This is a genomic window from Geodermatophilus sp. CPCC 205761 (genome assembly GCF_051383655.1).
Taxonomy (GTDB): Bacteria; Actinomycetota; Actinomycetes; order Mycobacteriales; family Geodermatophilaceae; genus Geodermatophilus.
This window is the reverse complement of sequence record NZ_JALPKQ010000004.1, coordinates 125718-144257: the sequence shown is the minus strand read 5'-3', so window position 1 is coordinate 144257 and position 18540 is coordinate 125718. Positions and strand designations below refer to the sequence as shown.

General features: G+C 75.3%; 19 protein-coding genes. 2 read left to right on the top strand and 17 right to left on the bottom strand.

Annotated elements, in window-relative coordinates; translation table 11 throughout:
• Positions 1-59: 59 nt before the first annotated feature.
• From lysS to MY526_RS03915, 7 genes are read right to left on the bottom strand one after another with little or no spacing between them, the layout of a single operon-like run.
• Positions 60-1568, bottom strand: coding sequence for a lysine--tRNA ligase (gene lysS, locus MY526_RS03945; RefSeq protein WP_436703285.1), 1509 nt, complete (start codon positions 1566-1568; stop codon positions 60-62).
• Positions 1569-1579: 11 nt separating this feature from the next.
• A complete protein-coding gene (locus MY526_RS03940) occupies positions 1580-2386 on the bottom strand; it encodes a type III pantothenate kinase (RefSeq protein ID WP_436689288.1) in 807 nt (268 codons plus the stop codon).
• Positions 2387-2388: 2 nt separating this feature from the next.
• Entirely contained in the window at positions 2389-3303 is a 915-nt protein-coding gene (gene nadC / locus MY526_RS03935) for a carboxylating nicotinate-nucleotide diphosphorylase (protein ID WP_436703284.1), read from the bottom strand.
• Complete coding sequence (locus MY526_RS03930) at positions 3297-4970, bottom strand: L-aspartate oxidase (protein ID WP_436689284.1); 1674 nt, start codon at positions 4968-4970, stop codon at positions 3297-3299. The genes nadC and MY526_RS03930 overlap by 7 nt, the downstream gene beginning before the upstream one ends.
• A complete protein-coding gene (gene panD, locus MY526_RS03925) occupies positions 4967-5386 on the bottom strand; it encodes an aspartate 1-decarboxylase (protein ID WP_436689282.1) in 420 nt (139 codons plus the stop codon). Before panD ends, MY526_RS03930 begins: the two co-directional genes overlap by 4 nt.
• Positions 5383-6258 carry a pantoate--beta-alanine ligase gene (gene panC / locus MY526_RS03920; RefSeq protein ID WP_436703283.1) on the bottom strand — a complete coding sequence of 292 codons (876 nt, stop codon included), beginning with the start codon at positions 6256-6258 and terminating at the stop codon, positions 5383-5385. The genes panD and panC overlap by 4 nt, the downstream gene beginning before the upstream one ends.
• The gene (locus MY526_RS03915; protein ID WP_436689278.1) at positions 6255-7205 is read right to left on the bottom strand and encodes a Rossmann-like and DUF2520 domain-containing protein; all 951 of its coding nucleotides are present in this window, start codon (positions 7203-7205) and stop codon (positions 6255-6257) included. The genes panC and MY526_RS03915 overlap by 4 nt, the downstream gene beginning before the upstream one ends.
• Positions 7206-7469: 264 nt before the next feature.
• Here MY526_RS03915 and MY526_RS03910 point away from each other — a divergent pair, with 264 nt between their 5' ends.
• Positions 7470-8222 (top strand): SDR family oxidoreductase, encoded by a 753-nt coding sequence (locus tag MY526_RS03910; protein ID WP_436703282.1) that lies wholly within the window; start codon positions 7470-7472, stop codon positions 8220-8222.
• Positions 8223-8228: 6 nt separating this feature from the next.
• Here MY526_RS03910 and MY526_RS03905 read toward each other — a convergent pair whose 3' ends face one another.
• The 4 genes from MY526_RS03905 to MY526_RS03890 form a co-directional block, all read right to left on the bottom strand.
• Positions 8229-9512: a hypothetical protein gene (locus MY526_RS03905; RefSeq protein ID WP_436703281.1), complete on the bottom strand. Its 1284-nt coding sequence runs from the start codon at positions 9510-9512 to the stop codon at positions 8229-8231.
• A gap of 133 nt (positions 9513-9645) precedes the next feature.
• Positions 9646-10665, bottom strand: a complete 1020-nt coding sequence (locus MY526_RS03900) for a glycine betaine ABC transporter substrate-binding protein (RefSeq protein ID WP_436703280.1) — start codon at positions 10663-10665, stop codon at positions 9646-9648.
• A gap of 186 nt (positions 10666-10851) precedes the next feature.
• Positions 10852-11583 (bottom strand): ABC transporter permease, encoded by a 732-nt coding sequence (locus MY526_RS03895; protein ID WP_436703279.1) that lies wholly within the window; start codon positions 11581-11583, stop codon positions 10852-10854.
• Positions 11580-12299 carry an ABC transporter permease gene (locus MY526_RS03890; protein ID WP_436703278.1) on the bottom strand — a complete coding sequence of 240 codons (720 nt, stop codon included), beginning with the start codon at positions 12297-12299 and terminating at the stop codon, positions 11580-11582. Before MY526_RS03890 ends, MY526_RS03895 begins: the two co-directional genes overlap by 4 nt.
• Positions 12300-12302: 3 nt before the next feature.
• Here MY526_RS03890 and MY526_RS03885 point away from each other — a divergent pair, with 3 nt between their 5' ends.
• Positions 12303-13481, top strand: coding sequence for an ABC transporter ATP-binding protein (locus MY526_RS03885; RefSeq protein ID WP_436689267.1), 1179 nt, complete (start codon positions 12303-12305; stop codon positions 13479-13481).
• A 30-nt stretch (positions 13482-13511) separates the two neighbouring features.
• Here MY526_RS03885 and MY526_RS03880 read toward each other — a convergent pair whose 3' ends face one another.
• The 6 genes from MY526_RS03880 to ftsH are packed head-to-tail and all read right to left on the bottom strand — an operon-like array spanning position 13512 to position 18344.
• On the bottom strand, positions 13512-14009 hold the full coding sequence (locus MY526_RS03880; protein ID WP_436689265.1) for a DUF3180 domain-containing protein: 498 nt from the start codon (positions 14007-14009) through the stop codon (positions 13512-13514).
• A gap of 5 nt (positions 14010-14014) precedes the next feature.
• Complete coding sequence (folK, locus tag MY526_RS03875; protein WP_436689263.1) at positions 14015-14521, bottom strand: 2-amino-4-hydroxy-6-hydroxymethyldihydropteridine diphosphokinase; 507 nt, start codon at positions 14519-14521, stop codon at positions 14015-14017.
• Positions 14518-14892: a dihydroneopterin aldolase gene (gene folB, locus MY526_RS03870; protein ID WP_436689261.1), complete on the bottom strand. Its 375-nt coding sequence runs from the start codon at positions 14890-14892 to the stop codon at positions 14518-14520. Before folB ends, folK begins: the two co-directional genes overlap by 4 nt.
• Complete coding sequence (gene folP / locus MY526_RS03865) at positions 14885-15742, bottom strand: dihydropteroate synthase (protein ID WP_436703277.1); 858 nt, start codon at positions 15740-15742, stop codon at positions 14885-14887. Before folP ends, folB begins: the two co-directional genes overlap by 8 nt.
• Positions 15739-16359 (bottom strand): GTP cyclohydrolase I FolE, encoded by a 621-nt coding sequence (gene folE / locus MY526_RS03860; RefSeq protein WP_436689257.1) that lies wholly within the window; start codon positions 16357-16359, stop codon positions 15739-15741. The genes folP and folE overlap by 4 nt, the downstream gene beginning before the upstream one ends.
• The gene (gene ftsH / locus MY526_RS03855; protein WP_436689255.1) at positions 16356-18344 is read right to left on the bottom strand and encodes an ATP-dependent zinc metalloprotease FtsH; all 1989 of its coding nucleotides are present in this window, start codon (positions 18342-18344) and stop codon (positions 16356-16358) included. The genes folE and ftsH overlap by 4 nt, the downstream gene beginning before the upstream one ends.
• Between the last annotated feature and the right edge of the window lie 196 nt (positions 18345-18540).

The following is an 18540-nucleotide window of genomic DNA, read 5'->3' as shown; positions in this document are numbered from 1 at the left end:
TGCATTCGGCGCGATTTTCGGAACACCGCACCTAATGGGGTGAAACGGGTCGGGTCGGTTCAGGAGGGAGAAAGCGGGCGGACGAGCGGGAAGAGGATGGTCTCGCGGATCCCCAATCCGGTGAGCGTCATCATGAGCCGGTCCATGCCCATGCCCATCCCGCCGGTCGGCGGCATTCCGTACTCGAGTGCCTCGAGGAAGTCCTCGTCGAAGGCCATGGCCTCGGGGTCACCGGCGGCGGCGAGCGCGGCCTGCGCGGTGAAGCGCTCCCGCTGCGCGACCGGGTCGACGAGTTCCGAGTAGGCCGTGGCGCGCTCGACGCCGGCGATGTACAGGTCCCACTTCTCGGCCAGCCCCGGCGTCGACCGGTGCGCCCGGGTCAGCGGCGAGGTGTCCAGCGGGTAGTCGATCACGAACGTGGGCGACTGGAGGGAGTCCTGGACCAGCGCCTCGAACAGCTCCTCGACCACCTTGCCGGCGATCCAGGCGGGGTCCACGCCGATCTCGTGCCGCCCGGCGATCTCCCGCAGCCGCTCGACGGGCGTCTCCGGCGTCACCTCCTCGCCGACGGCGTCCGACACCGCCGTGTAGAGCGGGATCTGCGGCCACTCCCCCGACAGGTCGATCTCGGTGCCGTCGTTGTGCCGGGCCACGTGGTCCCCGAACAGCGCCGCACAGCATTCCTGGGTGAGCTCGCGGGTGAGGGTCGCCATCACCTGGTAGTCGGCGTAGGCCTGATAGGTCTCCAGCATCGCGAACTCCGGCGAGTGGGTGCTGTCGGCGCCCTCGTTGCGGAAGTTGCGGTTGATCTCGAAGACCCGGTCCAGCCCGCCGACGATGCAGCGCTTGAGGAACAGCTCCGGGGCGATCCGCATGTACAGGTCGAGGTCGAAGGCGTTCATGTGCGTGCGGAACGGTCGCGCGGCGGCACCCCCGTGCACCGTCTGCAGCATCGGCGTCTCCACCTCGAGGAAGCCGCGGGAGGCCAGCCCGGTGCGCAGCGTCGACATGACGGCGGCCCGCTGGCGCACCGTGCGGCGGGCCTCGTCGCGGACGATGAGGTCGACGTACCGGCGGCGGACCCGGAGCTCCTCGCTCATCGGCTTGTGCGCGACCGGCAGCGGGCGCAGTGCCTTGGCGGTCAGCTGCCAGGAGTCGGCGAACACCGACAGCTCCCCGCGCCGCGACGTCCCGACCTCGCCGGTGACCAGCACGTGGTCGCCGAGGTCGACGTCGGACTTCCAGGCGGCGAGGGACTCCTCGCCCACCCGGTCGCGGGAGAGCATGACCTGCAGCTCGGCCTCCCCCTCGCGGAGGGTGGCGAAGCAGAGCTTGCCGGTGTTGCGGCTGAACAGCACCCGCCCGGTGACCCCCACCTGCACGCCGGTCATGGTGTCCGGGGGCAGGTCCGGGTGCTCGGCGCGGACGTCGGCCAGCGTGGCGGTGCGGGCGACGGTGACTGGGTAGGGGTCGACCCCCGCCGCGCGGAGCCGGTCGAGCTTGGCCCGCCGCACCCGGAGCTGTTCGGGGAGTTCGTCGACGTCGTCAGCCACGGGTGCCTCACTCACGGACACCGAGCCTACGGGGAGGCCGGACGGCGTCCCGCGGCCTGCTGCCGGTCGAAGGCCAGCCGCAGCCCGTGCACCGTGAGGTCCGGCTCGCGCTCCCCGATCGTCCGGCAGCTGTCGGCGACCAGCGGCGCCAGGCCCCCGGTGGCGACGACGACGGGCGCCGCCCCGAACTGGGCGACCAGCTCGGCGGCGATCCGCCCCACCAGCCCGTCGACCAGGCCGGCGAAGCCCAGCACCAGGCCGGACTGCAGCGCCGCGACGGTGTTCTTGCCGATCGCCTGCGTCGGCACGGTGAGCTCCACCGAGCGCAGCTGCGCCGCCCGGCTGGCCAGCGCCTCGAGGCTGACCTCCACGCCCGGGGCGAGCGCCCCGCCGAGGAACTGCCCGGCCGGGCCGACGGCGTCGACGTTGGTGGAGGTGCCGAAGTCCACGACCACGACCGGTCGCGCCCCACCGTCGGGCGCGCGGCCGAACAGCTCGTGCGCGGCCAGCGCGGTGACCACCCGGTCGGCGCCGACCTCGCGGGGGTTGTCCACGTGCAGCGGGACGCCGGTGCGCACGCCCGGTCCGATGAGCACGACCGGCACCTCGAGGGAGTCCAGCAGCTGGCGCAGCGCGGGCAGCAGCGCGGGGACCGTGGAGCAGGCACAGACCCCGGTGACGACGGTGTCCTGGAGCAGCCCGCGCCACAGCAGCCGCAGCTCGTCGGCGGTGGCCCGGGGGGAGGTGGTGACCCGCCAGCACCCCACGCGCCGGTCGCCGTCGAAGGTGGCGAGGACGGTCTGGCTGTTGCCGACGTCGACGGTGAGCAGCACGGTCAGGCCCGCAGGTCCAGCGCCAGGTCGAGGATGGGGGCGGAGTGGGTGAGCGCGCCGACCGACAGGTAGTCCACGCCGGTCTCGGCCACGGCGCGGGCGACCTCCAGCGTGAGCCCGCCGGTGGCCTCCAGCTCGGCGCGGCCGGCGACCAGCGCGACCACCTCGCGCAGCGCCGCCGGGGCCATGTTGTCGCAGAGCAGGAAGTCCGCGCCGGCCTCGACCGCCTCCACCGCCTGCTCCGGCACGTCCACCTCCACCTGTACCGCGACCCGCGGCGCCCGCTCGCGGACGGCTGCCACGGCGGCGGCCACCGAGCCGGCGGCGGCCACGTGGTTGTCCTTGACCATGGCCACGTCGTAGAGGCCCATCCGCTTGTTGGACCCACCGCCGCAGCGGACGGCGTACTTCTCCAGCGGCCGCAGCCCCGGCGTGGTCTTGCGGGTGTCCAGCACCACGGCTCGGGTCCCTGCGACCGCGTCGACCCACCGGCGGGTCAGCGTGGCGACGCCGCTGGCCCGGCTGGCGATGTTCAGGGCGCTGCGCTCGGCGGCGAGCAGGGCGCGCACCGGTCCCCGGACGGTCAGCAGCACGTCGCCGCGGGTGACCCGGTCGCCGTCGGAGGCGCCCGCGGTGAGCGTCGCGCCCGGGGCCAGCCGGGTGAACACCCGGGCGGCCACCGGCAGGCCGGCGACCACGCCGTCGGCGCGGGCGACCAGGTCCGCGGTGCCCATCTGGCCGGGCGGCACCGTGGCGGCGCTGGTCACGTCGTGGGCCACGGCGAGGTCGGGGGCGCCGGGCAGCGGCGCGCCGCCGGTGAGGTCCTCCGCGAGGGTGCGCTCGACCAGCTCCTCGACCCAGGCCTCGGTCAGCCCGGTGCCGGCGAGGTCCCGCGGGTCGGTCGCCGAGGTCACCACGGCTGCACCACCGGCGTGCTCACCGGGCGGCGGGTCGTCCGCAGCTGCCCGCCGTCGTCGAGCCGGACGTCGAGGTGCACGCGCCATGCCTCCTCGGTCTCCGGGTGGTCCTCCCGCCAGTGGCACCCGCGGGTCTCCTCGCGGGCAGTGGCCGCCACGGTGACCGCGCTGGCGACGGTGAGCAGGTCGGTGGCCTCCCAGCCGGCCACGCCCGGCGGGGCGTCGCCGAGCCCGGCCGCCAGCGCGGCCAGCGCCGCCGTCGCCTCGTCCAGCCCGGCGCCGCTGCGCAGCGCGCCGACGCGGGCGGACATCGTGTCGGTGACCTGCCGGCGACCGTCCGGGTCGAGCAGCCCCGACGCCGACGGCGGCACGGCTGCGCCCGCCAACGGCGGCGGCAGCGAGCCGGCCAGCTGCTCCCCGATGCGGGCGGCGAACACCAGGCCCTCCAGCAGCGAGTTCGACGCCAGCCGGTTGGCGCCGTGCACGCCGGTGCAGGCCGCCTCGCCGCAGGCGTACAGCCCGGGCACCGTCGTCCGGCCGGCGAGGTCGGTGACCAGACCGCCCGAGGCGTAGTGCGCGGCCGGGGTGACCGGGATGAGGTCGGTGACCGGGTCGATGCCCGCGGCTCGGCAGCTGGCGGTGATCGTCGGGAACCGCTCGACGAGGTGCGGGACCTCGCGGGCGTCGAGCCAGACGTGCCGGACGCCGTCGCGCAGCTGCACGCGGGTGATGGCCTTGGCCACGACGTCGCGCGGGGCCAGCTCGGCCAGCGGGTGCACGCCGAGCATGAACCGCTCCCCCGCGCCGTCGCGCAGCACCGCGCCCTCGCCCCGCAGCGCCTCGCTCACCAGCGGCTGCTGGCCGCGGACGTCGGGGCCCAGGTACAGCGAGGTGGGGTGGAACTGGACGAACTCGAGGTCGGTGGCGACCGCGCCGGCGCGCAGGCCCAGCGCCACGCCGTCCCCCGTGGAGACCTCGGGGTTGGTGGTGGCCGCGAAGACCTGGCCCATCCCGCCGGTGGCCAGGACGACGGCGCGGGCGCGCACCGCACCGACGCCGTCCGCGCTGCCCTCGCCGAGCACGTGCAGGGTGACGCCGGCGGCCCGGCCCGCGGCGTCGGTCAGCAGGTCCAGCACCATCGCGTGCTCGACGAGGGTCACCTCCGGGTCGGCCCGGACGGCGTCCTGCAGCGCCCGCTGCACCTCGAAGCCGGTGGCGTCGCCGCCGGCGTGCACGATCCGGTCGGCCGAGTGCCCGCCCTCGCGGGTGAGCAGCAGCCGGCCGGAGGGGTCGCGGTCGAAGGCGGCTCCCCAGTCCATCAGCTGGCGCAGCCGCCCGGGGCCCTCGTGGACCAGCACGGAGACCGCGTCCGGCTCGCACAGCCCGACCCCTGCGACCTCGGTGTCCCGGGCGTGCGCCTCGGGGGTGTCCGCGGGGTCGAGGACGGCGGCGATCCCGCCCTGCGCCCAGCGGGTCGACCCGGCGTCCACCCGGACCTTGGTGACGACGGCGACCGACAGCCCGGCCGCCCGGGCGTGCAGCGCGACGCACAGGCCGGCGACGCCGGAGCCGACGACGCAGACGTCGGCGGAGAGCTCCCAGCCGGGTGAGGGCGCCGCCAGGCGCAGTGGGAGCCCGGTCGTGCGGTCGGCCGCCAGCGTGGTCACCGGGCGATCGTGTCGCCCCGGACCTGGCCCTGGACACCCGGGGACGGCGCGGCCGGGTCGCCGCCGAGCTCGACGATCCGGTTGGCGCCGTCGACGTGCACGACCTTCGGGATGTAGCTCTTGGCCTCGGTCTCGTCCATGACCCCGTAGCTGATCATGATGACGAGGTCGCCGGGGTGCACCAGGTGCGCGGCGGCCCCGTTGATGCCGATCACGCCGGTGCCCCGCTCGCCGGGGATGACGTAGGTCTCCAGCCGGGCGCCGTTGGTGACGTCGACGATCGCGACCTGCTCACCGGGCAGCAGGTCGGCGGCGTCGAGGAGGTCCTCGTCGATGGTCACCGAGCCCACGTAGTGCAGATCGGCCTGGGTGACCGTCGCGCGGTGGATCTTGGACTTGAGCATCGTGCGCATCATCGGTCTGCTCCCAGCAGGACGGGGACGTTGTCCAGGAGTCGGGTGCTGCCGGCGCGGGCCGCGACCAGCAGGCGGGCCGGACCGGCGGCGGGCACCGGGCCGAGGTCGGGGTCGGTGAGCTCGAGGTAGTCGGGGACCAGCTCGGGGGCGGTGTCCAGCACGGCGCGGGCGGCCGCGAGGACGGCGTCGGCGCCCCGCGGCCCGGCCGCCGCACCCGCGCGCAGCGCTCGCGACAACGCGGCGGCGGTGGCCCGCTGTTCCGGGTCGAGGTAGCGGTTCCGCGAGGAGAGCGCCAGGCCGTCGTCCTCCCGGACGGTGGGCACGCCGACGACCTCGACCCCGAGAGCCAGCTCGCGGGCCATCGCCCGGATGAGGGTCAGCTGCTGGTAGTCCTTCTCGCCGAAGAGGGCCAGGTCGGGGCGGACCAGGCCGAACAGCTTGGCGACGACGGTCAGCACGCCGGCGAAGTGCCCGGGGCGGACGGTGCCCTCCAGCACGTCGCCCAGCGGGCCGGGTGCGACCGTCACGCCGGCCGCGCCGGGCGGGTACACCTCGTCGACCCCCGGGTGGAAGACGACGTCGGCGCCCTCCTCGGCGAGTGCGGCGAGATCGGCGTCCCAGGTGCGGGGGTAGCGGTCGAAGTCCTCGCCCGGTCCGAACTGGGTCGGGTTGACGAAGACCGAGACGACGACGCTGCCGGCCCGCTGCCGGGCGGCGCGGACCAGCGTGCGGTGGCCCTCGTGCAGCGCGCCCATGGTCGGCACGAGCGCCACGGGGCCGGGCAGCCCCGCCCGCAGCCGGACCAGCTCGGCGGCGGACTCGGCGACGGTGGGGCTGCCCGGCAGCGTCCGGGTGGGGGATCCCACGGTCACCGCGATCCCGCCGGGTCGGCGTCGCGCGCGGCCTGCAGCAGCTCGACCAGGGGGGCGCCCTCGTGCCGCTTGAGCCGCCCCGACGCCAGCGCGCGCTCGGAGGTGCGCTGGGCCATCGCGACGTAGGCGCCCACCGACTGCGGCGCCCGCTCGGTGAGCACCTCCAGGTGGCTGCGCACGGTGCCGACGTCCCCGCGACTGACCGGGCCGGTGAGCCCGCGGTCGCCGCGGCGCAGCCCGTTGTCCAGGGCGGCGGTGAGCAGCGGTCCGAGGACCTGGGCGGGGTCGGAGACGCCGGCCGTCCGCAGCAGGTCGGCGGCCTCGGCGACCAGCGTGACCAGGTGGTTGGCGCCGGTCACCAGCGCCGCGTGGTACAGCCGCCGGTCGGACTCGGCCACGAAGAACGGCTCGCCGCCCATCTCCAGCACCAGCGTCTCGGCGACCGGCCGGTGCTCCGGGGCGCTGGTGACGCCGAACGGGGCGCCGGCCAGGCGGTCGACGTCCTCGGGGGCACCGGTGAAGGTCATCGCCGGGTGCAGGGCCAGGGGCAGCACGCCGGCCCGCGCGGCGGGCTCGAGGACGGCCAGGCCGTGCGCCCCAGAGGTGTGGAAGGCCAGCTGGCCGGCCCGCCAGCCGCCGGTCTCGGCGAGGCCGGCGACCAGGCCGGCGAGGGTGTCGTCGGGGACCGCGAGGACCACGAGGTCGGCGGCCGCGACCACCTCGTCGGTGTGGAGCAGCGGCACGCCGGGCAGCAGGCGGGCGGCGCGCTCGGCGGAGGCGGCGGAGAGGCCGGCGGCGGCGACCACGTCGTGGCCGGCGGCGGTGAGGGCGGCGCCCAGGACGGCGCCGACACGTCCGGCGCCGACGACGCCGACGCGGAGACGGGCGGGAGCGGAGTCCGCCGGGCGGAGGCCGGCAGCGCGGGGCGTCCTGCGGACAGCAGGCATCGGTGCACCTCTCGTTCCAGTCCCTCGCGGGTACCGGACTGTCAGGTCCCGGCCCCTCCCTCGGAGGCCGGCGGGTCGTGCCGGTGGTGCGGGTCGTGCTGTGGCGCCGGCGCCGCTGCGACCAGTTGTGTCACGCGGGTGAAGCGCCGAAGGCGAGTGTGTGACCGGCCGGCGGCCGGTGCAACGGCTGGGACCTGTGGGGTGCGTCACCGCGGGCCGCCCCTACGGTGTGCGGCGGCACCGGACGACAGCAGGAGGAGACGCGTGGGCAGCCTCGAGGGACGCACCGCACTGGTCACCGGCGCCAGCCGGGGCATCGGACTGGCGATCGCGAAGAGCCTGGTGGACCGCGGGGCGCGCGTCGTCGTGACCGCCCGCAAGGCCGAGGCGCTGGCCGAGGCGGTGACCGCACTGGGCGGCCCCGAGGTGGCCGTCGCGGTGGCGGGCAACGCCGGTGACGCCGAGCACCGGGCCGAGGCGGTGCGCACCGCCGTCGACACGTTCGGCAGCCTGGACATGCTGGTCGGCAACGTCGGGATCAACCCGCTCTACGGTCCGATGGTGGAGCTGCCGCTGGACGGGTTCCGCAAGATCCTCGACACCAACGTGGTCTCCACCCTCGGGCTGGTCCAGGAGGCCTGGCGGGCGTGGATGGCCGAGCACGGGGGCTCGGTGCTCGTCGTGGCGTCGGTGGCCGGGCTCAAGGCCTCGCCGATGATCGGCGCCTACGGGGTGAGCAAGGCCGCCCTGATCAACCTGGTCACCCAGCTCGCCGTGGAGCTCGGCCCGAAGGTGCGGGTCAACGCCGTCGCCCCGGCGGTGGTCAAGACCCGCTTCGCCACGGCGCTGTACGAGGGCCGCGAGGCGGAGGTGTCCGCGCAGTACCCGGTGGGCCGGCTCGGGGTGCCCGAGGACGTCGGCGAGGCGGCGGCCTACCTGCTCGGGGACACCGCCGGCTGGGTGACCGGCCAGACGCTCGTGCTCGACGGCGGCTCGCTGTCCCGCGGTCCGGCCTGAAGCAGGTCAGCCGTTCCGGCCGAGGACCCGCGACAGGACGTCGTCGGACTCGTCGTCGTCCCGGTAGCGGCGCCGCCGCCGACCTCCGGACGACGGGCTGACCCCGCCCTCGGCGAGGATCTCCGCCAGTCGCGAGGAGCCCTCCCCGGGCTCGGCCACGGGCGAGGGGGCCGGCTCCGCGAGCGCCGACCACGAGGGCACGGGCGGGCGCTCGCGCTGGGCGACCGGGCGCTGCTCGGTGGGCTGGTCCACCGGGGCCGCCCGGAACGGGTCGTCGGTGTGGCGACGGCGCGGCTCCAGCGTCACCTCCGGGGCCGCGGGCGCCTCCGGCTCCACCAGGGAGCGCTGGGCCAGCCAGTCCCGCGGCGGCGGCGGCGTCGCGGCGTAGGCGGGCTCGGGCCGGGGCTCCTCGGCGGGGAGCGCCGTGAACTGCCGCGTCCCCCCGGTGAGGTCGTCGAGGGACACGGCCGGCGCGGCGGCGGTCAGCTCGGCCGACGGCTCGCCCCAGCTGACCGCCTCGATGGTGCGGGTGGCCGGGGACTCCGCCGTCGACGGGCCGGTGCGGGTCGACTGGGTGCGCAGCATGATCCGCTCGATCAGCATCTCGCCGGAGAGCTGCTCGGTCAGCTCGGCGCGCAGCCGGCCGACGTCGGCGCGCAGCTCGGCCAGCTGGGCGAGGTCGCCGCGCAGTTCCTGGAGCTGGGCCAGGCCGGCCCGCAGCTCGGCGAGCCCGGCGAGGTCGCGCCGGAGCGCGGGGACCTCCGCGAGCTCCCCGCGCAACTCGGCGACCTCGGCGAGCCGGCCGCGCAGTCCGGCGACGTCGGCGACGTCGCGGCGCAGGTCGGCGACCTGCCCGAGCTCGCCGCGGAGGGCCGCCAACTCGGCCCGCATCGCCCGCTCGGCCTCCCGGCGCGCGTCGTTCTCCCGCCGCTGCTCGGTCTCCCGGCGGGCCGCGGCCTCGCGCTCGCGCTCGGCGGCGGCCCGCTCGCGCTCGGCGGCTCGCTCGGCGGCGGCCGTCCGGGTGGCCGCCCGGTCGTCGGCGACCCGGCCGACGTCGTCCCGGTCGGCGCCGTTCCCCGGCCCGCGGCGGCTCGCGGCCAGCGCGGCCAGCACGAACGCCCAGGCCGCGCCCACCACGGCCAGCCGAAGGACCTGCGGGTCGTCGGTGACGAACACGACCACCGTGGCACCGACGGCCAGCAGGAACCCGACGACCAGCCCGACGGTGCGCAGGACCGACGAGCCGGCGGACCCGTGGCCGGCCATCGCGTCGTCCCGGTCCCTCGGCATGGAGTCCAGGGTAACGGTGGGAGACCTCCCGATCACGTCGTGAAACGGGAGTCGCCCGGCACGTCGCGACTTGGGACGGCCCCCTGCAGGGTCCCGCCGCGAGCTTGCGAGCGGTGGGGGGCAGGGGGTCCTCCTACTGTGCCAGGGCCCCGTCGGAGCTGAAGACCAGTCCGATGGAGACCTCGCCCTGCTGCAGCGCCGCCTTGGTCAGCGGGCCACCGGCGTCCAGCGCGCTGAACTCGGCGAACTGCAGGCCGTAGGTCTCCTCGAGGCCCGACTGGCAGAACGGCCGGTCCGGGCACTCGGCGGGGCCGCCGAGGACCAGCGAGCCGTCGCCGCAGGCGTCGGCCAGCTCCGACAGCGTGCTGACCCCCAGCTCGTCGGCGAGGGCCTGGGTGACGGCGAAGGCGTTCTGGTCGGCGGCCTCCGACGGCTGCCCGAACACCAGCCCGACCTGCTCGGCCAGCGGCTGCAGCGCGCTCACCGTCGCCTGCACGTCGCCGCTGGCCACGGGCTCGGCGTCGGGGCCGTTGACCTGGCGGTTGAGGAACTCCGTCGCCGTCGACAGGTACTCGGGGAAGACCTGGATGTCCGAGCCGGAGATGAGCGCGGGGAGGTAGAGCTCCCGGTTGCCGACCTCGCGCACGGAGGCGTCGAAGCCCGCGGCCGTGAGGACGCCGGCGTAGACGTTGGCCAGGACCGTCGACTCGGTGAAGTTGGCCCCGCCGACGGCGACGGTGCCGCTGCCCTGCTCGAGCCCCTCGGTCACGCCGCTCTCCTCGACCCAGCCGGCGGCGACGTCCTCGGCGGTCTGCCGGTCCACGTCGACGGCGGCGTTGAGCTCGATGAGGTCCTCGGTCGTGAGCGCCGCCGAGACCGCGTCGAGGGCCGCCACGAGCGCCGGGTTGGCCTGCGCGGTCGCGACGTTCACCGCGGGGACGACGTTGTCGGCGTTCTGCAGCTGCTGGTCGTCCTCGAGGACGACCAACTGGTCGCCGGCGACCGGGGCGCAGGCGTCGCCGGAGGCGCTGGCGGCCCCCTCGCCGCTGCCGCCCCCGCCGTTGCCCGAGGAGCCGGACTCGCCGCAGGCGGTCGCGGTGAGCAGCACCGCCGCCAGGGCGAGGGGAGGGAGGATCCGGATACGGCTGCGCATGTCGCCCGCCTTCTGTGTCCCGTGCGGCCGGCCGGCCGCGACGCGTGTCTGGCGGGAGGGACCCCGCGCGGGACATGCAACCCCGCGGCCGCGCCCGGGGCCACGCCCGGGGCACAGCTGTTGCCCGGTTGTTACGGACGGCCCCCTGCGGGGTCCCGCCGCGAGCCTGCGAGCAGGGGTCCTTCCTCAGAGCGGGACGCCGGACGCGGTCGGCTCCGGCTGCCCGGCCGGCCCCCGGCGGACGACGAGCAGCGGGAGCCGGCGCGGGCCCGGCGTCACCGCCCAGGACACGACCACCAGCACCAGCTCGGTGAGCAGCGCGAGCAGGGCCACGAGCAGCGCGCCGGCGAGGATCTGGCCGAGGTCCTGCTGGCCGTACCCGAGGTTGATGATCTGGCCCAGGCCGCCGCCGCCGACCAGCGCCGCGAGGGTCGCCGTCGCGACCACCTGCACCGCCGACGTCCGGACGCCGGTCATGACCAGCGGCAGGGCCAGCGGGAACTCGACCCGGCCGAGCATCTGGCGGCCGCTCATGCCCATCGCGCGGGCGGCCTCACGCACGTCGCGGTCGACCTCGCGGAAGCCGACGAAGGTGTTGGTGAGCATCGGCGGGACGGCGAAGACGGCGAGGGCGACGGCGGTCGCGGTGTCGCCGAAGCCGATCGGCGTCACGGCGAAGACGGTGAGCAGCGCCAGGGTCGGCACCGCGCGGCTGACGTTGGAGAGGACGACGATCGCGCCGGCGCCGCGGCCGGTGCGGCCCAGGAGCACCCCGGCCGGGATGGCGACGACGGCGGCGGCCAGCACCGCGGCGGCCGAGACGGCGAGGTGCGCGGCCAGCAGGTCGAGGATGCCGCCCCGCCGGGTCCAGTTCAGCGGGTCGTTGAGGTAGACGAGGGCGTCGCCGAACGCGCTCACGCCCGCGCCGCCCTCGTCCACGGCGTCAGCAGCCGCTCGACCCCGGCGAGCAGCACGTCGGCGATCAGCGCCAGCAGCACGCACCCGACGGCGCCGGTGACGATCTCGGCGCGGTAGAAGTTCGCGTTGAACCCGCCCACGATCAGTTGCCCCAGCCCCCCGTTGCCGGTGATCACCCCCACGGTGACCAGGGCGACGGTGGAGACGGTGGCGATCCGCAGCCCGGCCATGAAGGCCGGCAGGGCCAGCGGCAGGTCCACCCGCAGGAACAGCCGCGCGGACCCGTACCCCATGCCGCGGGCCGCCTCGCGGACGTCGGCGGGTACCGACGCCAGCCCGGCGAGGAAGTTCCGCACCAGGATGACCAGCGTGTAGAGCGTCAGCCCGAGGAGCACCGTGGTGGCCGACAGCGGCCCGGTGACCGGCGCGAGTAACGAGAACATCGCCAGCGACGGGATCGTGTAGACCACCGACGACAGGCCCAGCACCGGCCCCGACAGCAGCCGCGTGCGCCGGGCGAGCAGCGCCAGCGGCAGCGCGATCAGCGCCCCGAGCAGCACCGCGCCCACGGTGAGCCTGACGTGCTGGCCCAGGTGGCCCACAATGGTGTCCCAGTTGTCGGTCACGTACGACGGGTCGAACCAGGGGTTCGGCGCCTCGTCCGCCGCGAGCACGTCGCGGTCGCTCGCCGCGCTCAGCGCACCCAGGGAGGCCACGTCGTGGACGCTACTGCCGCTCGCCCCGCACCGATCACGAGGCACCCGGCGGGGGCGGACGGGGAGGGCGCCGCCCGGGAGATCCGCCTGGAGGGGGTCAGCAAGGTCTACCCGGACGGGACGGTCGGGGTCGCCGAGCTGGACCTCACCTTCGCGGCCGGCGAGCTGACGGTGCTGGTCGGGCCCTCCGGCTGCGGCAAGACGACGACGATGAAGATGATCAACCGGATCATCGAGCCCTCGACCGGACGCATCCTGATCGGCGGGGAGGACGTCACCCGCGTCGACGCCGACCAGCTGCGCCGCCGGATCGGCTACGTCATCCAGAGCGTGGGGCTGTTCCCCCACCAGACGGTGCGCACCAACGTCGGCACCGTGCCCCGCCTGCTCGGCTGGGACAAGCGGCGCACCCGCGACCGCGTCGACGAGCTGCTGTCGACGGTCGGCCTCGATCCCGCCGTCCACGGGGACCGGTACCCCGCCCAGCTCTCCGGCGGGCAGCGGCAGCGGGCCGGGGTGGCGCGGGCGCTGGCCGCCGACCCCGCCGTCCTCCTGATGGACGAGCCGTTCTCCGCCGTCGACCCGGTGGTGCGCGAGCGGCTGCAGGCGGAGTTCCTGCGGCTGCAGGAGACGGTGCGCAAGACGATCGTCTTCGTCACCCACGACATCGAGGAGGCGGTGCGGCTCGGCGACCGCATCGCGGTGATGAGCGCCGGTGGCCGGGTGGAGCAGTTCGCGCCTCCCGCCGAGCTGCTGGGCCGGCCGGCCAACGACGTGGTGGCCGACTTCGTCGGCGCCGACCGCGGGCTCAAGCGGCTGGCGGTGACCGCCGTCGAGCCGGCCGACCTCGAGCAGCCGCCGGTGCTGGGCGTCTCCGACCGGCTGGCCGACGCCGGAGCCCTGCTGGACCGCTGCGGTGCCGACTGGGGAGTCGTGCTCGACGGGTCCGGCCGGCCGGCCGGGTGGCTGCCGGCCGCGCGGGCCGCGGGCGGCGGGACGGTGGCCTCGGCGGCCACCGCCGGCGGGGACACGGTGCCGGTGGGCGCGACGCTGAAGACGGCCCTCGCGACGATGCTGCGCTCCGACGCCGGCTGGGTCGCGGTGGTGGACGGCGAGCGCTACCTCGGCGTCCTCACCCCCGACGGCGTGCACGCCGCGCTGCGCCGCTCGATCGGCCGCTGACGAGGGCCGACGTGGCCACGTCGGCCCTGCTCAGCCGCGGGCGGCAGCGGGCGGTTCGTCGTCCGGGCCGGCCGGCGGGACCCGGCAGACCGACTCCAGCCACAGGGCGGCCACCACCAGCGCGGCCGCGCAGCCGACGCCGACGACGGCGGTGACCGTGTCGCCACCGGCTGCCTGCAGCCGCCCGACCGACGGCGCGACGTACGCCAGGACACCGAGCCAGATGCCCACGAAGACCGCCCCGACGTAGGCGCTGGCCTGGGCCAGCACGGCCAGCCGGGCGACCAGCATCGGCTCGACCGGGCGCACCGGGGCCGTGCCGCGCTCGGCCGGCGGACGGCGGTCCCGCTGGGCGGCCAGCCGGGCGCGCAGCGTGCGGGCACCCAGCAGCTCGGCGACGGCCAGCACGCCCAGCGGCACCGGCAGCCACCAGCGCAGCGCGGGGAGGGAGCCGTAGGTCGCGCGCACCACCAGCCAGGCCGCCACCGCCACCCCGGCGGCCAGGACGGCGAGGTCGCGCCTGCTCACCGGTCTCACTGCAGGTGCTCCCAGCGGACGACGGCGTCGACGTCCCCGGGCGGAAGCGCGGCGACCAGGTCGGCGACCCGGCCCCGTCCGGGCAGCGCCGCGGTCGGGTCGAGACTCAGCCACGGCACGAGGACGAACGCCCGCTCGTGGGCCCGCGGGTGCGGCAGCGTCAGGACCGGGTCGTCGGAGAGCACCGGCTGCCCGTCCTCCCCCGTGACCGCGACGACGTCGACGTCCAGCGTGCGCGCCCCCCACCGGACCTCGCGGGTCCGCCCGGCGGCCTGCTCCAGCTCGTGCGCGCGGGCCAGCCACCCCGCGGCGTCGACCGGGCCGCGCACGATGACGACGGCGTTGAGGTACGGCCTCTGCTCGACCGGGCCCCACGGCGGGGTCTCGTAGAGCGTCGAGCGGGCCACGAGCACGCCGTCGTCCCCCAGCGCGGTGATCGCCCCGCGGAGGGCGCCGGCGCGGTCGCCCAGGTTGGCGCCCAGCGAGAGGACCGCACGCGTCATGTGCGCTGCCGCCGGATGGCCACGGTGACGTCGTCGAAGGGCACCCCGAGGTCGGCCTCGGGCTTGTGCACGGTGATCTCGACGGCGTCGACCAGCGGGTCGGCCAGACAGGTGTCGGCCAGCCGCTGGGCGAGGGTCTCCAGCAGGTCGACCGGCTCGCCGGTCAGGACGGCGTGCAGCCGCTTCGCCAGCTCGGCGTAGTTCACCGTCTTCGCCAGGTCGTCGCCGACGGCAGCAGGTGCGGTGTCCAGCTCCAGGACCGCGTCGACGCGGAAGGTCTGGCCCTTCTCCCGCTCGACGGCGTAGACGCCGTGGTGGGCGTGCGCGGTGAGCCCGCGGACGGCGATGCGGTCGGGACGGGAACTAGGCACGGCGGTTCCTCTCCCGCCGCGCGGTCTGGACGGCGGCGACGGTGCGGACGGCGTCGACCGAGGCGGCCGCATCGTGCACCCGCACGCCCCAGGCTCCGGTCTCGGCGGCGAGCACGGTCGTGGCCAGGGTGGCGGCGTCGCGCTGCTCGGCGGGGCGCACCGCGCCGTCGGCGTCGGCCAGCAGCCGGCCGAGGAAGGTCTTGCGGGAGGCGCCGACGAGCACCGGCAGGCCGAGGTCGACCAGCCGGTCCAGCCCGGCCAGCAGCGCCCAGTTGTGCTCGGCGCGCTTGGCGAACCCGAGGCCGGGGTCCAGGACGAGCTGCTCGGGGGCCACCCCGGCGGCGACGACGTCCTCCACCCGGGCGGTCAGCTCGGCGCGGACCTCGGTGACCACGTCGCCGTAGCGGGCGGCGGCGTACATCTCGCGGCTGTGGCCGCGCCAGTGCATCAGCACCCACGGCACGCCGGCGTCGGCGACCAGCTTGGCCATGCCGTCGTCGGCCAGCCCGCCGCTGACGTCGTTGACCAGCACCGCACCGGCGGCGATCGCGGCCTCGGCGACCTCGGCGCGGGTGGTGTCGACGCTGACCCGGACGCCCGCCGCGGCCAGCTCGGCGACCACCGGCACCACGCGGCGGCACTCCTCGTCGGCGTCGACGCGGTCCGCGCCCGGCCGGGTGGACTCGCCGCCGACGTCCACGTAGTCGGCACCGGCGGCGTGCATCGCCAGGCCGTGCGCCACCGCCGAGGCCGCGTCGGCGAAGCAGCCGCCGTCGGAGAAGGAGTCGGGCGTGACGTTGAGGACGCCCATCACGACGCAGCGTCCGGGGGTGGGCAGGCGGGTGGTCACCGGCCCAGCACGAGGCTCATCGCCTCGCTGCGCGTCGCCGGGTTGTCCCGGAAGATGCCCCGCACCGCGGAGGTCACGGTCGTCGAGCCCGGCTTGCGGATGCCCCGCATGGCCATGCACAGGTGCTCGGCCTCGATGACCACCAGCGCGCCGCGCGGCTTCAGGACGTCGGCCAGCGCGTCGGCGATCTGACTGGTCATCCGCTCCTGCACCTGCGGACGGCGGGCGTAGACCTCGACCAGCCGGGCCAGCTTCGACAGCCCGGTCACCTTGCCGTCGTCGCCGGGGATGTAGCCGATGTGCGCGACCCCGTGGAAGGGCACCAGGTGGTGCTCGCAGGTGGAGTACATCGGGATGTCCTTGACCAGGACCATCTCGTCGTGGTCCTCGTCGAAGGTCGTGGCGAGGATGTCCGCCGGGTCCTGCCAGAGGCCGGCGAAGGTCTCGGCGTAGGCGCGGGCCACCCGGCGCGGGGTGTCCTGGAGGCCGGGGCGGTCCGGGTCCTCGCCCACCGCGATGAGCAGCTCCCGGACCGCTGCGGCGGCCCGCTCCTGGTCGACCCCGGCGTGCCGGGCCGACAGCAGCACGTCGTCCGGCTCGGCCGGCACCTCGCTCACCGCTGCACCGGCGCGCCGACGTCCCCCACCGCGGTGGAACCGCCCTTGAGCAGGCCGTTGCCGTTCTGCGCCGCGCGCTCGGCGGGCGTGAGCACCGGCGGCTGGTCGGACGGCGTCCGCTTGCCGAAGCCGTTGTAGGGCGCCAGGGAGGGCCGCTTGGTGACCGGCTCGCAGATGCGGGCCATGTCCTCCTTGGAGAGGGTCTCCTTCTCCATCAGCTCGAGCACCAGCTGGTCCAGCACGGCGCGGTACTCGACCAGGATCTCCCACGCCTCGTCGTGCGCGGCCTCGATGAGCGCCCGGATCTCGGCGTCGATGTCGGCGGCGACGGCGTCGGAGTAGTCCGGCCTGGTGTGCATGTCCCGGCCCAGGAAGGGCTCGGCGTCGTTGCTGCCGTACTTCACCGCGCCGAGCTTGGCGCTCATGCCGTACTGGGTGACCATCGCCCGGGCCAGCGTGGTGGCCTTCTCGATGTCGTTGCCGGCACCGGTGGTCGGCTCGTGGAAGACCAGCTCCTCGGCGGCCCGCCCGCCCAGGGCGTAGGCGAGGGTGTCGATCATCTCCGACCGGGTCTGGGTGTACTTGTCCTCGGTCGGCAGCACCAGCGTGTGCCCGAGCGAGCGGCCGCGCGGCAGGATCGTCACCTTGTGGACCGGGTCCAGGTTGGGCAGCGCGTGCGCCACGAGCGCGTGGCCGCCCTCGTGGTAGGCGGTGACCTTCTTCTCCTTCTCGCTCATCGCCCGGGTCTTGCGCTCGGGACCGGCGATGACGCGGTCGATCGCCTCCTCCAGGGTGGCGTCGGTGATCATCGTGCCGTTGTTGCGGGCGGTGAGCAGCGCGCCCTCGTTGAGCACGTTGGCGAGGTCGGCGCCGGTGAAGCCCGGCGTCCGGCGGGCGAGGGTCTCGAGGTCGACGTCGGGCGCGAGCGGCTTGCCCTTGGCGTGGACGGCGAGGATCGCCTTGCGCCCGAGGAGGTCGGGCCGGTCGACGGCGATCTGCCGGTCGAAGCGGCCCGGGCGCAGCAGCGCGGGGTCGAGGATGTCCGGCCGGTTGGTGGCGGCGATCATGATGACGCCGCCCTTGACGTCGAAGCCGTCCATCTCGACGAGCATCTGGTTGAGGGTCTGCTCGCGCTCGTCGTGCCCGCCGCCCATGCCGGCGCCGCGGTGCCGCCCGACGGCGTCGATCTCGTCGACGAAGATGATCGCCGGGGCGTTCTGCTTGGCCTGCTCGAACAGGTCGCGGACCCGGCTGGCGCCGACACCGACGAACATCTCGACGAAGTCCGAGCCGGAGATCGAGAAGAACGGCACCCCGGCCTCGCCGGCGACCGCGCGGGCCAGCAGGGTCTTGCCGGTGCCGGGCGGGCCGAACAGCAGCACGCCCTTGGGGATCTTGGCGCCGACGGCCTGGAACTTGACCGGATTGGCCAGGAAGTCCTTGATCTCGTGCAGTTCCTCGATCGCCTCGTCGGCGCCGGCGACGTCGGCGAACGTCGTCTTCGGGGTGTCCTTGCTGACCACCTTGGCCTTGGACTTGCCGAAGGCCATGACGCCGCGGCCGCCGCCCTGCATGGAGTTGAACAGCCAGAACAGCAGCAGCAGGAGGATCACGAACGGCAGGAAGCTGATCAGGATGCTGACCAGGACGCTGTCCTGCGTGACGTTGGTGTCGAAGTCGACGCCGTCACCGCTGTCGAGACCCGACACGAGGTCGAAGACGTCGTCGGAGGCGCCGAGCGGGTAGGACGCGGTGACCTTGTCGCTGCCCGCGACCGGGTTGCGCAGGTCGAGGTCGAGCGTCTGTTCCTTGTCGTTGATCGTGACCTGGTCGACGTTGCCGCTGGTGATCTGCTCCAGGGCCGTCGCGGTGCTGACCTCCTGGTAGCCACCGTTGCCACGGAACAGCGAGGAGAACGCCAACGCCAGGAGGACGACGAGGACGACCCAGAACCACACGGAGCGGAAGATCTTCTTGCGTTCCATACACCGATGCCGGGCGGCCGGAGTTCCGGCCTGGCCCGTCGACCCTCCTGATCGTCCGGGGGACGCGCCGCGCGACCCGGGCGGGCACCCCGGCGCTCGGGCAGCGTCGTTGCGATCGACGGTACACCGGGCAGCCTGCACGACAGCTGTGCAACGACCGGGTCTCACCTGACAACACCCGGGCGGGTGGACCGCC

Coding starts and splice junctions, on each gene's coding strand:
- panD (WP_436689282.1), bottom strand. CDS start 5,386: ATGATGCGCACGATGCTCAAGTCCAAGATCCACCGCGCGACGGTCACC.
- MY526_RS03915 (WP_436689278.1), bottom strand. CDS start 7,205: ATGCCTGCTGTCCGCAGGACGCCCCGCGCTGCCGGCCTCCGCCCGGCG.
- MY526_RS03905 (WP_436703281.1), bottom strand. CDS start 9,512: ATGCCGAGGGACCGGGACGACGCGATGGCCGGCCACGGGTCCGCCGGC.
- MY526_RS03900 (WP_436703280.1), bottom strand. CDS start 10,665: ATGCGCAGCCGTATCCGGATCCTCCCTCCCCTCGCCCTGGCGGCGGTG.
- folK (WP_436689263.1), bottom strand. CDS start 14,521: ATGACGCGTGCGGTCCTCTCGCTGGGCGCCAACCTGGGCGACCGCGCC.
- ftsH (WP_436689255.1), bottom strand. CDS start 18,344: ATGGAACGCAAGAAGATCTTCCGCTCCGTGTGGTTCTGGGTCGTCCTC.